The organism is Ponticaulis koreensis DSM 19734, from assembly GCF_000420665.1.
GTDB classification, from domain to species: Bacteria; Pseudomonadota; Alphaproteobacteria; order Caulobacterales; family Hyphomonadaceae; genus Ponticaulis; species Ponticaulis koreensis.
In genome coordinates this window covers 34,185-47,188 of sequence record NZ_ATVJ01000003.1, presented here as the reverse complement: position 1 = coordinate 47,188, position 13,004 = coordinate 34,185, and the positions used below count along the sequence as shown (strand labels likewise).

The 13,004-nt window shown below is 47.9% G+C and carries 14 protein-coding genes; 7 read left to right on the top strand and 7 right to left on the bottom strand.

The window, feature by feature from the left end; genetic code table 11:
- Window positions 1-35 precede the first annotated feature (35 nt).
- Together G523_RS21000 and G523_RS0115045 are read left to right on the top strand one after the other, a co-directional pair.
- Window positions 36-392, top strand: a complete 357-nt coding sequence (locus tag G523_RS21000; protein WP_155802827.1) for a hypothetical protein — start codon at window positions 36-38, stop codon at window positions 390-392.
- 342 nt (window positions 393-734) lie between these two features.
- Window positions 735-1,979 carry an HlyD family efflux transporter periplasmic adaptor subunit gene (locus G523_RS0115045; RefSeq protein WP_022695896.1) on the top strand — a complete coding sequence of 415 codons (1,245 nt, stop codon included), beginning with the start codon at window positions 735-737 and terminating at the stop codon, window positions 1,977-1,979.
- Between the two features lie 77 nt (window positions 1,980-2,056).
- On the opposite strand, the gene G523_RS0115040 is transcribed toward G523_RS0115045, so the two are convergent.
- From G523_RS0115040 to G523_RS20995, 3 genes are all read right to left on the bottom strand, one after another.
- Complete coding sequence (locus G523_RS0115040) at window positions 2,057-4,204, bottom strand: peptidase domain-containing ABC transporter (protein ID WP_022695895.1); 2,148 nt, start codon at window positions 4,202-4,204, stop codon at window positions 2,057-2,059.
- Window positions 4,205-4,356: 152 nt separating this feature from the next.
- Entirely contained in the window at window positions 4,357-5,037 is a 681-nt protein-coding gene (locus tag G523_RS0115035) for a hypothetical protein (protein ID WP_022695894.1), read from the bottom strand.
- A 27-nt stretch (window positions 5,038-5,064) separates the two neighbouring features.
- The gene (locus G523_RS20995) at window positions 5,065-5,388 is read right to left on the bottom strand and encodes a hypothetical protein (protein WP_155802825.1); all 324 of its coding nucleotides are present in this window, start codon (window positions 5,386-5,388) and stop codon (window positions 5,065-5,067) included.
- Between the two features lie 233 nt (window positions 5,389-5,621).
- On the opposite strand from G523_RS20995, the gene G523_RS0115030 reads away from it, so the two are divergent.
- Entirely contained in the window at window positions 5,622-5,843 is a 222-nt protein-coding gene (locus G523_RS0115030) for a hypothetical protein (RefSeq protein WP_022695893.1), read from the top strand.
- Here G523_RS0115030 and G523_RS21355 read toward each other — a convergent pair.
- Window positions 5,816-6,295, bottom strand: coding sequence for an SH3 domain-containing protein (locus tag G523_RS21355; protein WP_407674763.1), 480 nt, complete (start codon window positions 6,293-6,295; stop codon window positions 5,816-5,818). The two genes, G523_RS0115030 and G523_RS21355, sit on opposite strands and share 28 nt — an antisense overlap.
- Before the next feature lie 319 nt (window positions 6,296-6,614).
- Between G523_RS21355 and G523_RS0115025 the strand changes: the two genes are divergently transcribed.
- Complete coding sequence (locus G523_RS0115025; protein ID WP_022695892.1) at window positions 6,615-6,932, top strand: hypothetical protein; 318 nt, start codon at window positions 6,615-6,617, stop codon at window positions 6,930-6,932.
- Here the strand turns inward: G523_RS0115025 and G523_RS0115020 are convergent.
- Complete coding sequence (locus tag G523_RS0115020) at window positions 6,929-8,557, bottom strand: winged helix-turn-helix domain-containing protein (protein ID WP_022695891.1); 1,629 nt, start codon at window positions 8,555-8,557, stop codon at window positions 6,929-6,931. The genes G523_RS0115025 and G523_RS0115020 overlap by 4 nt on opposite strands.
- 184 nt (window positions 8,558-8,741) lie before the next feature.
- Here G523_RS0115020 and G523_RS20985 point away from each other — a divergent pair, with 184 nt between their 5' ends.
- Together G523_RS20985 and G523_RS0115010 are read left to right on the top strand one after the other, a co-directional pair.
- Window positions 8,742-8,933 (top strand): hypothetical protein, encoded by a 192-nt coding sequence (locus G523_RS20985; protein ID WP_155802821.1) that lies wholly within the window; start codon window positions 8,742-8,744, stop codon window positions 8,931-8,933.
- A gap of 116 nt (window positions 8,934-9,049) precedes the next feature.
- On the top strand, window positions 9,050-9,433 hold the full coding sequence (locus tag G523_RS0115010) for a helix-turn-helix domain-containing protein (RefSeq protein ID WP_051134874.1): 384 nt from the start codon (window positions 9,050-9,052) through the stop codon (window positions 9,431-9,433).
- 147 nt (window positions 9,434-9,580) lie between these two features.
- On the opposite strand, the gene G523_RS0115005 is transcribed toward G523_RS0115010, so the two are convergent.
- Entirely contained in the window at window positions 9,581-10,084 is a 504-nt protein-coding gene (locus G523_RS0115005; protein ID WP_022695888.1) for a hypothetical protein, read from the bottom strand.
- A 184-nt stretch (window positions 10,085-10,268) separates the two neighbouring features.
- Between G523_RS0115005 and G523_RS0115000 the strand changes: the two genes are divergently transcribed.
- Window positions 10,269-11,525, top strand: a complete 1,257-nt coding sequence (locus G523_RS0115000; RefSeq protein ID WP_155802819.1) for a hypothetical protein — start codon at window positions 10,269-10,271, stop codon at window positions 11,523-11,525.
- Between the two features lie 18 nt (window positions 11,526-11,543).
- Here G523_RS0115000 and G523_RS0114995 read toward each other — a convergent pair whose 3' ends face one another.
- Window positions 11,544-12,617, bottom strand: a complete 1,074-nt coding sequence (locus G523_RS0114995) for a hypothetical protein (protein WP_155802817.1) — start codon at window positions 12,615-12,617, stop codon at window positions 11,544-11,546.
- Window positions 12,618-13,004: the final 387 nt, after the last annotated feature.

The window sequence follows — 13,004 nt, the reverse complement described above, 5'->3', positions numbered from 1 at the left end:
TAGGAACAAAGAGAAAGACTAGCAGACACTGTAAAATGAAAACCACTCAAAAGACTTTTGTACTCACAGCGATTGGCTGGGCATTTTGTGCTGCGGGTAATGCTGAATCTATAATTGGAACGACAGTAACCGGAACCATCTCTGGCGAACGCCCGGAATTGGATACACCATGGGCTCTCTGCCTCGGAGCGGATCAAAACGTAACTTGGTCAATCGAAGGCGTACATAGAAGAGGCACGTGGTTGGAAGTCGCTCAAAATTCCGTCTGCCTTTTCATGGAGAATGGCATCAGTTGCTTTTCGTATGAAATCTCAGATAAGCAGGTGACATTGCGTTATGCCGCAGGAGAGCGTGTTGGATTCATATCGGGCACTGAAGAGAATGGATGTTGAGTGAATCGCTGAAGGTCTGAGAAAAATTTTTATGACCGGTATTCCGGAGAAATTTTGACTGGTCACATTCTCGCAAATTTCGAACCGAAACACGACCTCTTCGTGGACCTCACCACTCTTGAGCGTTGTGTTGCTGAAGTCAGAAAATTAGCAATGGCTCACCCATCTGCTAACATGTATGTCGGCTCTTCTATCGATTTTAGTTGTGATAAATCGCAAAATATTGTGATGCGGAGCGTGCTGGAAGTCCCGGGAAGGCCAAACACTTATTCGCTTTAATTGTCATCATATTCTGATGAAACACAAACCAAACTAGTGCCGTATTAAAGTATACAACTTCTCATGAGCCACGATTTATTCAGGAAAGAAGCTCTTCTAGCGCAGTCGAATGCAGCAAGCCAGCTCGGTGAACCAACCGCTGTACTGCCGATAGCCTGGGGGTGGATCACGGGGCTAATCACTTTCTTCGTCCTAGCGGCTGGAGTTTTTGTTTTCTCAGTCGATTTCGCACGCACTGAGAGCGTGCGTGGACGGTTACGACCAACCGCCGCAGAAGCGCGGGTGTACACTCTGGACAATGGAACAATTCGAAATGTGTTTGTGGAGGACGGTCAGTTCGTAGAGGTCGATGCTCCGCTGGTCGAGGTTTCGAGCGACCGGGTGCTCACAGATGGGACAGCGCTTAGCGAAGAAACTATTCAGAGCCTGCACCGGGAACGCGAGGCCTTGCTCGATTATCGCGGTGTAATCATCGAAAGCGCGCGCTTATCAGAAGCTGAAGCCAGGCAAAATCTGACAAACGCCAGACGCAGACAATCCGAGCTAGAGCAGCAGGTGGAAATTCAGGAACAAAGAGTTGAACTCGCGAGAAGACGAGCCGCTGACGGAGAGTTTTTTTTTGATGAGGGCCTCATTGGCGAGCCAGACCGATTTGCTCGCAGCGACGCTTACGTCCAGGCTCAGGCTGCGCTTTTGCGCCTGACTTCAGAGGTCGCCGAGACGAGGTCCGAACAAGACAGAATTGAAATTCAGATCGACCAAATTTCGGCGTCGGAGAGACGAGAATTGTCGGAATTGGATCAGCGTTTGATACAACTCGAAGCACAAATACAGCAAATTGAGGCCGATGCATCTTACGTTCTGGTGGCGACAACCAACGGCTACGTCACTGCACTTCAGGCACGCGCAGGTGAAGTTTCAAATCCAAATGTGCCGCTGCTCACAATTTCACCCGAAAACAGCGTTCTGGTTGCAGAGTTGTTTCTTCCGTCCCGTGCAATCGCATTTGTGGAGACCGGCCAGCAAGTTAACTTGCAGTATGACGCGCTTCCCTATCAAAAATTCGGCTTTGGAAGAGGCATTGTTTCAGATATCTCGTCTGCGACTCTCATGCCGCAAGAACTCGGCATTACATCTCAAAATCCAGAGCCTCTCTACCGCGTCTCGGTCCAGTTAGAGGACACGTCCATCGAGGCTTTCTCAAGCAATATCCCGCTGCAATCGGGAATGGAGCTGACCGCCGAAATCGTATTGGAAGATCGCCGACTGATCGAATGGTTGCTAGAGCCACTTTTAAGCACACGCTGAGCGCCTTTTACGCCTATGGAAACGAAAAAATTTTGCTGCTCCAACAGGCGGCGGAAAACTCAGACATTTTGCAATGATCAGGATAAGTCAATCGAAAAACGATTGGTGTTATCGCGATTTTCTACGTTTTGAGCAAATGGGCTATTCAAGGTACCACCTTCCAAGACGACTACGCGATCAGCGGCTCTCAGAGTTTCAGGCCTGTGGGCCGCCACAATCCGCGTCATGGTCAACTCCTTCAGAGCCTGATTTAAATTTTGTTCACGCGTTATGTCCAAAGCACTCGTGCTCTCATCCATGACAAGCAACTTAGGCCTGCGGTACAACGCCCTCGCGATCATCACACGTTGCTGCTGCCCACCCGATAAAGACGAGCCCATATCTCCAACGAGCGACTTGTATCCCATAGGCATATTCTGGATGTCTTCATCAATCTGCGCCAATTTGGCAGCCCAACGGATTGTATCGTGGTCTGGCCGGTCGTCGAATAGAGAGATGTTCTCTTCGATAGAGCCAGCAAGCAGTGTATCGTCTTGCATGACTACTCCGATTTGTCTGCGAAGATTCGATAACCCCCAGGACGAGACGGGATAACCGTCAAACAGTACTTCGCCGTAGCTTGGTTGATACAATCCGACCAGTAGACGCATCAATGTGGACTTACCTGAACCTGACGGGCCGCAAATTGCTACGAATTCCCCAGGCTCAATTTTCAAATTTATGTTTCTTAGCACTTCCTTTTCATGAGGTGCGTAGCGAAACATGAGCTTACGAACTTCGATTTTGCCGTCGAGGGGTTTGTTCATTCCCTGCGTTTTCAAGTGCTGTTCTTGCTCAGTAAGGCCAATGTCCGAAACGCGCTCTAAATGGACATCAAGCAACTTAAAGGCCACCCATTGATCAAGAAGCGTGGTTAAGCGGCCTTCGAATTGGCCTTTGTATGCCATTATGGCTGTGAGCATTCCGATCGTCATTTCGCTTTGAAAAATGGACTGCGCTGCAAGGTAAACTATGAGAACATTTGAGCCCGCCATCAAAAACTTATTCAGCGCTTGATAGCCAATATTGACATTGCCCACCCTAATTTGAGCGTTTAGGGTTTCAGCCGCTAAGTTTCTCCAAAGGTTTTCCCGTTCCACTTCCGCCCCTGACACCTTGATGGTTTGCATTGCGCGCAAGGTTTCCAAGAATTTGGTGTTCTCTTTTGCCTCAGCCACCAGAAGGTTTCCTGCGAGTTTCTTCGATATCTCTAAAAAACTTAGCCGAGCCAGCGCATATAATATCACCACTGCAAGCACGGTTAGCCCGAGGTAGAAATCGTACATAAACAAAATTACGCCGATGAAGATGGCAAGCACGCCGTCCAGCAAGGCCGCTATTGCGCCGTTCACAACGAAATCTCTGATAGGCAGAAGCGATTGAAACCGCTGTTGAATATCCCCGGTGTGTCTGCGATGAAAATAGGATAAGGGTAAGCGCACCATGTGGTGCAAAAGGCTGGCTTCCATATCGAAGGCCACCACATTGGAGAGAAACTGGAACACCAGGCCGCGCAGTACACCGGTCAGCATTTCGAAAAGAGCGAGCACCCCAAATCCCGTGGCGATCGCTGTTAGAAAATTCAGATTACCCTTTAAAATCGCATCATCAATGACGAGCTGCATATAATATGGGGTAAGCAATACGAATATTTGGAGAAACAAAGAGAGCAGAACGCCTTGGCCAAGTGCCTTCCAACTCTCTCCGCTCAGCCTGACAAGGCTGGTCAGTCGAATAGGGTTACGCTCTCTTTTTTTTACGAAATTCGAAGTAGGGGTAAGCTCTAGTGCGACTCCTGTAAATTGATCACTAATGTCTTCCATCTGAAAGCTCTGTCGTCCCAGCGCAGGATCGAAGATTTCCACTCTTCTCGATGTCGCCTTTTTAAGCACGACGAAATGGCTCATCTTCCAATGCAAAATCGCGGGCGTTCGCAGGTTTTTGAGCTCGGATAGCTCGCACCGAAGTGCCCTTGAGCCGAAATTCATTCCAGCCGCAATCTGGATCACATCGGCAAGCGTTGCTCCTTTAAGTGATATTGGAAAATCACGCCTCAGTGTCGGCAGATCAACTTGAAATCCGTGATACCCCGCGATCATGCCGACGCACGCCAAGCCACATTCCGCTGCTTCTGCTTGTCGGAGTAACGGCATGCTTTTAAATCCGGACAGATTGAGAAGTGACACAAGCGTTACCTAGTAGTTCAGATATAAGAATTGTCTTGGGATCTATCTGCATAAGCTCCCCAGCCACAAAGCGCGATTAGGTACATTCGCCGAGCACTTAAAATCCTTGGCCCACTTAATTCAGACCCGCCGTGCAAGCTGAACGGCAGAATTTATTCTGGAATTAGGTAAGAAGGCGCAGCGTCGTCCGGTGAAACGGATTGAGAGACAGATAAAATAATCAAAGCTTCTGTGTAGGCTTGAAAATAGTTTATGTTTATTTCTCCTCCAACGCGCCAAGCGAGGTGGTCACCGGATTCAGAGGAGTTCGGAAAATTTCGTACAACTTGCCGTGTGAGCGTAGGCTCGCCTGCAATCCTGTTTTCAAAACTCAACGACTGAAGATCACTAAAAGCCGGAATCTCTGCATTGAAAGAGAGAATACGACATCCTTTTGCGCCAATGATCGGGTTCGTTCCAAGCCCCAACACATCCGGCAATACGTTATCTGCGTTAATCGGACTGCTTGTCGTTTGATTTCCGGCGCGGTGCAGTTGTCTTTGTTGGCTGGTTATTTCGCCTTGAACCTCCCAGATCAAATATGCCTCTTCGTGCAGCCGATAAGCATAAATGTGAAATGGAATGATACCGTTCATGTATTCTGTTACAAACTCTCGTGGCACTACTTCAAGGTGGAACTGGCCAACCAAGTTCGAAAAATTTTCTGCGTCCATGTTTGTGTCCAAACAAAACGTTTGGAAGGCATCCAGCGTCTCAAGCTGCTGTTCGACATCCGAGTTGGCTGCATAACTCAGCGAAGCGAACAGCAGTGATAAAGTGACCAAATGGCGCATTAAACTAACTTAGAACCACTACCGACACTATGATATCGACGGGGCGGGAGGTAGCGGCGTAAATGAGTTCAAAAGATCAACGGGATCAGTACCGGGCACAGAATTTGTAGTTCCAGTAAAACCTTCCGAACGCGCCGGCTCGTAGCCATCCCATTCTGCATTTCCGTTTAAGTCAAAGAAGCCATCTTGGTGGATTAGGTAATCGTATGTTCCGTCCCCATTGGATGTTGCGGTAATTGCATCGTTATAGGGAGTGACGTCAGTATCAAAACCACCAAACGCAAACGGGTCGTCTTCATAAAAAACTCCCCCAGAAACAACGTTAATCTCTGCTGAATTTAGCGTGCGCATAACTTTCACCTGCCTCTGAATTGTTAATTTTAATTAACTCTAGCAGAAGATGATACTTATGCAAATATTTTTCTATTTAAAGTGCTTTGTTTGTTTTTTTTATATTCTGTCGACTGATGGATTCGAATGCATACGCCGCCGTCCAACACATCAGTATGAAAAGTTCTGCAGATCATTGGGCGTTTAAAGTGTTTTCTCGAATAGTATCGTGAAAACGTGAGCGAATGCACCCAATGCCAAAATTCGCGAAGTACATTCGCCAGCAAGAAGAACAGCTAGCGCGCCGCAAAGCAGAACGAACCAAGCTGCAGGAACGCGATGCTTCGCGCTTCCGTCAAATATGGCTTTCACTTCTGATCTTCTTCCAGCAGCGCGAGATTCAAGGCGCGCAAAAGAAGATAAAAACCATCCTTGAACGTGAGCGGTATCAAGGACGCGAAGAGATAAATGACTGAATCATGTTAGCTGTAACATCGCGCGGATAACAAAGCGGACTTGCCCCTCCGGGACGCGAATAAGCACTGCGACCGCCGCAGCGCCGACCGCCGCGATCATAGTTATATGGGCAAGGACACGAGCCACTATAACGTGACAAACTCTGAGACCGTAAGATTGCCGATATATTAGCCCTTGAGAGCAAACTGCGAGACAGTCCTCCGCCGGGCACACATGCCTCTGAGAGATAGCGCGTGGCCACATAACCAGTAACATTCAACGAAGCGACATTGACCCGCGACCACCCGCCGGAATTTTGGTATGCAAACACAATCTCGCCTTCAGGCAGAGTGGCCAAGATATCCGCGCTCGTGCTGCTCCAGCTTCTCAGGTTTACGTCAGTGGTGGTATAGCGCTGGTTGTTCCTGGGTGAGTGGCCGGAACAATCATGCTCTTCGCTCACAGCCTGCATGGGCCATCCTGCAAAAATCACAATACACGCAAAAATTATGAGAGTGAGCCTGCCCATTTAAGCTCCCAACCAGCCAAGCTTTTAGCACCAAAGAAATATACAATCTTCGATAGCTGAAATTTTTCGGATGTCCAACGCGCATTCGTCAAGGAGCGAGCTTAAACGCCGCTCAAAGCGCCGATCCGGCCCTTGAGGTAGCAATTTTCTCCTACATCAGCGAAATGATCCTAAAATTGGCGCTGTTCCGAAAAATTCAGGAACAGCGCCGCCCTTGACTTAATTCTATTTAAAGTAGTTTTGGTGGGGCGTTTTTTAGCGAATGGAGGCATACATGTCTGGTACAATTACAAAGCAACAGCTTCAGGATTTTCTTGACGGTCAAATCTCACCGGAAAAAGCAGAGCTGCTCAAGCAAAGGCTTTATGAGAAATTTTTCGCCAAAGCGATCTGGGCCATGGAAAACCATGGGATCAGTGAAGCAAATCAGCTCGATTTCGCAATTGAGGTGTCTCTTGATCCTCCTAAGGTAGCAGAGCGTTCAGAAGCGGAATCCTTGGGTGATCCGGATCAGATCATGGTTACACTCAATTGCTGCACCGGCGCTGGTTGCGGAATTTGTATTTCCTTTGGAATCTAATTCCTCATCGCGCTTATGATCGGTGCGGCGCAGCCAAGCTCAGATTCTAGCTGAACATCGTCGCCCGGTACTTCCAGTGAAGGTGGCCAGGCCTCCATGGCTAGTCGAAAAATCCTGCAGGCCTCATCACTTTGCCCGCTTTCGTGGGCAATCTTTGATGCAAGCATCCAGTTGTAGTGGAGTTGCGAAGCCAGATTGGCATTTCGCAAGACGGCAATTGCTTCGTCGTTATATCGCGCTCCGCGCTCCAGATCGCCGATTTCGAGGTATGTCGTAGCCAGATTGGTTAGAATAGCGTGCTGCCACGTTGGCCTGTGCAGCAAGCGCTCTAATGTTAGCGCTTCTGAGAACACTTCTATGGCCTCACCCCTCCGGTCCAATTGTTTGAGCATCAATCCCATCATGGACTTCGTTAAAGGGATTTCGTGAAAAGCTTCGCTTGCTTCTTGTGAGGCAAGTACGCTCCCCAACAGACCAATCCAACGTTCTAAATCATCAGGTGTAATTGCATTTGATACAGTCGCATTCAGCCACTCATAATTTACCTGATAGCGAAGCGCGTTAGCGGCCACCGAATACTGCTCCAAAGACTCAGCCTCCGTATGTACCCGCTCCAGTTGCTGCGCTGCTTCAGAGAAATCCTCAGCGCTTGCGCGGATGCGCGTCATTTCTAAGTCCAGACGGTCCGCCTGTGACAACGCGTCTGCTGCAAGAGCTTGCTCGATATAGGCTAGTGCCTCTCGTCTTTCGTTCTTAAGAACATAGAGCTTTGAGACTTGAGACAGCGCCAGCACATCATCCGGACTAAACAGCAAAATCTCGAGATACACCGCGATAGCCACATCACTTTGCCGGTCAAATGCAAGCGCCCCGATCTGATGCAAGAACTCAGTGTATTTCTCCGGTGTCAGAGATCCCATAGAGCCGTCCTGCGCTTCGCGCATGACTCTAATCGCTTCTTCAAAATCCTGATATTCGACGAGAGTTGCGACAGCGGTGTCCACCGGCATACCTCGGTCTAAAAGTGGCGACAGCGCGCTTCTGATCGCACGGCGATCTATCGCTGGTTGGCGCTCTGGGATTGCTGAATTGATCGTAGGAAAAATCTGCGCAGCCACTTGTTCCGGTGTCAGATGTTGCGCACTAACCGTCTCACTTGCATTGCCCGCAATCCACGCGGCTGATCCGATTAAGACAACAAACGCCAATGCCCCCAATATCAGTGCGCCGGGTCTTCGCCGCGAGCGGCTCTTTGCTTTATCGCTCGCGCGCCCTGGGGGCGATGACGGACAAGCGAGCTTTAGTTCCCCATCAAACCTATATCCTCGCCTTGGAATGGTCGTGATAAGATTGTTGAGCCCCGCCGCCGAGAACTCTCTACGAAGAACTGAGATTGCGCGGTTTAGGGAGTCCTCTCCAACATGAACATCGTCCCAGACGCGTTCATGCAACACGTCTCTGCTCACGACCCGCCCATTATTCTCCATCAGCACGCGCAGCACGTGCATAATTCTAAATTCTACTTTTGATTGACTCTTGCTTGTTTCTATAATACTGCGATAAAAATCAAAGCAAACATGTTCACATTGAACCGACTGATCTTCGAGATTTAGTAGGCCCGGCATACAATTTTCTCCCGTTTGCCCAAACTAAACGGCTTCTGGCGTGGTTGCCCGACCATGCCGGAAGTTATTTTTTCTGTATCAATACAAAGTACTCAGATTAAATCAGGCAACACTCAGCTACACATCAGGACAAGACAAGCAGTCTTGAGCGCAATGATAAAGCCAAAAAGGAAGGGGCTTTACCATGCAACCTAATCACGCACATGAAATGGAAAAAGAACTGAAGTCACTGGTTATGATGTCAGCACATATGCAGCAAATGACCCGCGATTTACTCGGCGCAGAAAATCAGGTCACTAAAACCGCTGGTGCGCTTAAGTACATCCTGATGCATGAACTTCTGACGCTTGAGCAGCCTGAGCCCGTCGACGCCTAATAGCCAATCTGCGTTAAGTTGCTCTGACCTCCCGTTCGCACTAACATCATCGCTTGGTGGGCATTGGCGGGGACAAAATGGGCACTAGCAGTAATGATCCTAAGGCAGTTACCAGAATGGATGAGGCTATAGGCATCCTCATCCGCACTGCCCGCAAGGAAATAAAGCTGACGCAAATTGATCTTGCGAAGAAGGTCGGCCTAACGTTCCAGCAAATCCAAAAGTACGAAAAAGGCATCAACCGAGTATCTGCGAGCCGTCTCGCAGAGATTGCAATCGCACTTGAAAAACCCCTCGAATATTTTTTCAATCACGAAGTTTTTCATGGCGTGGAAAATGAAGTGTTCGGCAAAAGCCTCACCCCACCCAAAGCCATGCAAAGCAATGAAATTTCCAGGGTCATCCTAGCACTCAACAAGATTGATGACCCCGCACTCCTCAAGACCGTCGTCGAAATAGTTGAGAAGCTTGCGGCTTTGAAGCACTCCACAGCCGATTAACTTTAAGTGCTACCCTTTTGTGATCATGATGCTGCAGCTCATCGAGAGGCATAAGAACGCGATAATGCCCACACCAGGTGATGCGGGCATTGCACATGATGGTCTCACAAAGCCACGGCTTTCCGCGCTCGAAACCCATTTCCTATCTTACGAGCTCTGCTGGCACTCCTTATCCGCACTATGGTCGTACCCGGCCCAGGCATTGATGCGTTGCAAAAACTCATTGCCCCACGTTTTTGCAACCCGAGGCTCAGCAAGCGCTACAACGGTACCGAGGGCTGACGCCAGTGGCTTGTACTGAGATTGCGGCGAATTTGTTACCCCACGTTTCCAATCTGAGAACCACTGACGGCGCTGCATCTCAAAATGCGCCTCTCCATACGCGAAAGCGAAGTCGCGCTTCATAAACCGCACATCGTTCAACACATCATCTGTCAACTCACTTGGACGGCGTAATCGACTCCAAAGGTACGGAGCAATCGCTTGCACGTAACGGCGTTCAGAATGTCGAGCAATAATCGTTTCTGCTTGATCGACAAACCGGCTAGGGATCATTGTCTGAATCGTAGCCGTCCCACCAATAAGGCCGAACAGGTCTAGGTTAACTTCAAAATCGTCCTCACGAACGATAGGACCAACTATACGTTTCATCTCAACACTCCCACAATTGATCTTGATAGGAGACTGAATTGACAGAATGGTATCTGGCTATTTGGGATTGAACTGTAAGAGTTGGATGGTCCATCTTCGTCTCCTGCTAAAGGTTACGAAATCGATATACTCAACCCCGAAGCTTGAATTCCTCCAGCTCTCCTCCAATCCGGTAACCATGCATATGCTTCAAGATGCCATCATCCGACGAACGCTTCACAATTATTATCTGACAAAGAAAGATCAGGATGGCCGAAGATTGTCCTGGCAAATGCTAGCGATAGAAGTCAGTCAATATTCTGACTGGGAAATCTCGCTGTCTGGACTTTCAGAAACTGAGGCCAAACAAAAGCTTAAGTCTGCCGGACTGAAGTTATCAAGGTTTTGCGAAGGCCGTCGAAAGAATTCATCTCCTTCAGGTTCAGAAGAAACACTGAATTACGTTCGCCAATTCCTAACCCATCCAGAAATCAGTGCATTGGATATCAAAGCAGTTCAGGATGGAGATTTTAATTTCATCGCTGCGATGCACATGGATATCTTTCTTCACGACCATCAAATTGAGACAGACTTAAACCAAAAAGTTCGGTTTTATAATGATATAGAGACTGAAGGAGTTATAGCAGTTCAAAGCTGGGAAAACTTTCGAGGGGCGATAATCGAGCAAGCTGTGAGCGTCAATCCTAGCTTTGTATTCAGGGGAGTATACATACCGGCGGAGTCCAACGGAAGGGATGGAATCGCCATAATGCGTGAGGTGTATTCAGGGGAGTTAAAACTCCTCAGAATTCTGGCTATCCCTGAGCTATCCGCAGATGGTTGCATCCTTGCTATTGATGATTCCTTCGGAGCTTTTGAAGTTTCAAAGGAAGAAAGTGCGAACTTTAAGCGTATAAAAGACAGATTAAACAGAAAAAAGGCATACGCTACCTCACTATTTAATCGCCTGTTCTCGAATCTATACACCATAGGCAAGACTATATATTTTGGTGAAACAATTAAAAAAGGAACAGTTTTTGACAAAATTAAAAAAGATAGGTATCTTTATTTAGATAATAATAAAAACATCAAAAGCAAAATATATAATTTGGACTTCGATAAATGTAACATTGATGATCTAGTTGAGGCTATTTTAGCCGGCAAGCATGACGCGCGTGGTATTTTAAGCGCGCTGAATACTAGACGGGATGTAGACATCATCTCAGAAAAGCACGGCATGAGCGCACTGCATGCTGTAATAGCGCGCGGCATGACAGAAAGCGTAAAGTCATTACTTGAACGTGGTGATTTGGATCTGTGGAGGCCAACCAGATCCGGCACGCTACCAGCAACGATAGCTTTAGAGTCTAACATCAGACCCAACGTCACACTTGCTCGGCTCATAGAGGACGCGATGCGCAAGCAATCTGGAGATCAGCCCGCCGAACACCTAGAGCCGTAGATGCTTCAACAAAAGCCCTTAATATTCACGGCGTTCTCTACGAAGCCGATTTAGTGAATCGAAAAAAAATTGAGCCTCTTTTCTGAAGCGCTTTACCTGAAGAATCTGCTCTCTCGGTACGGATGCGTTCAAGGATAAAGGCAAAATATGAAACTCTGCATAAGCTAGGTAATTGTCGAATCGATAGTTTGCTGGGGGATGTGAAGGAGTAGACTTATATGGATCGCTCATCAGTAGCGAAATGGTTGTTAGCGCCATCGCGCCTCCAAGCAACCCACTGAGTATTGATTGGGGCTGCATGTTGCGAAAGTTGAGTGGACTATCTGAAATTAGATTAAATGCGATCATATCAGGGAGGTATTCGTCGATACCGTCCTCCAAGTGATCTAGATTATACGCCAAAAGTTTGATTTGCTCTAAAGCCTTAACATCCAGGAATCTCAAATCGGTGTGCCCGAGCAGATGGTGACCCATTTCGTGACCAACAACGAACGCATCCGCAATCCCGGCTATACTCGTAGCGAAGTCATCTCCAATGCTGTATTTTTCACGAAAAGTTATTGTATCCTGCTGATCGATATTTGCAGCATTGGTTCTCCATTGGGAAAATACATCCAAGACCTGATGTAAATATCGATTACATTCTTTAGAACTGGCGCTTCCCCCTTTTAAGGATTGGCCAAAATATGAAAACGTGTCGGATGCGAAGATAATGGCCTGCATCAATCCATTTTCATACAAGCACAAGGCTCCATCATCTTCTGAATCACCAGGAACCGCTGATGCGCTAGCAATTGGCGAGTGTGTAACTCCAACAAACACCCTTTCAAAGAAATCTTGATCTACCCAACCGCCTGTTCTCGAGAAATTTTTTACAATCTCTTGAATGCCGCGATGATTGCTGTAGGTGGGATCGAAAGTATTCAGCTGGCTAATGAATAGTTCGATAGTTTCGACATCCAGACCTGAAGCTATTCCCTGCTGCCTAAGCACATCGAGCTTCTCGGCATCCGTGTTCAGATAATATGCAAAATCGTCTGGTGCCAGCATTTGAAAAAGTGAGCGTGCAGCATTTTCTTTTTGTTCAGTCATAGGATGGTGTAAACTCTATTCAAATTATGATTTTCTCGCCGAGTGTCATTCGGCTAATAGCTACGGACCGGAGAGCGGAACGCCTTTAAAAATGGACAGTGAGCGAGTTGTCAGATCATGTCTACAGCAACCACCAGTTAATTTTTTTGTGGCGTTAGGTTGTGCTCGTCAATCACGTATGAGTTTTGGAAGACTTGGATGTCGTGCGGGTGATCGTGAAGGACTGTGTGCAAGTAGTGTGTCCTAAAGGACTGTGTGCAAGTAGTGTGTCCTAAAGGACTGTGTGCAAGAGTGTGCCTTGTAGTGTGTTTCTCACACACAAGGCCTCTTGGCAGGGAGACGCTGCGCTCCCCCGTGCACCCCCACGCTGACCAAGTTTTTTACAAC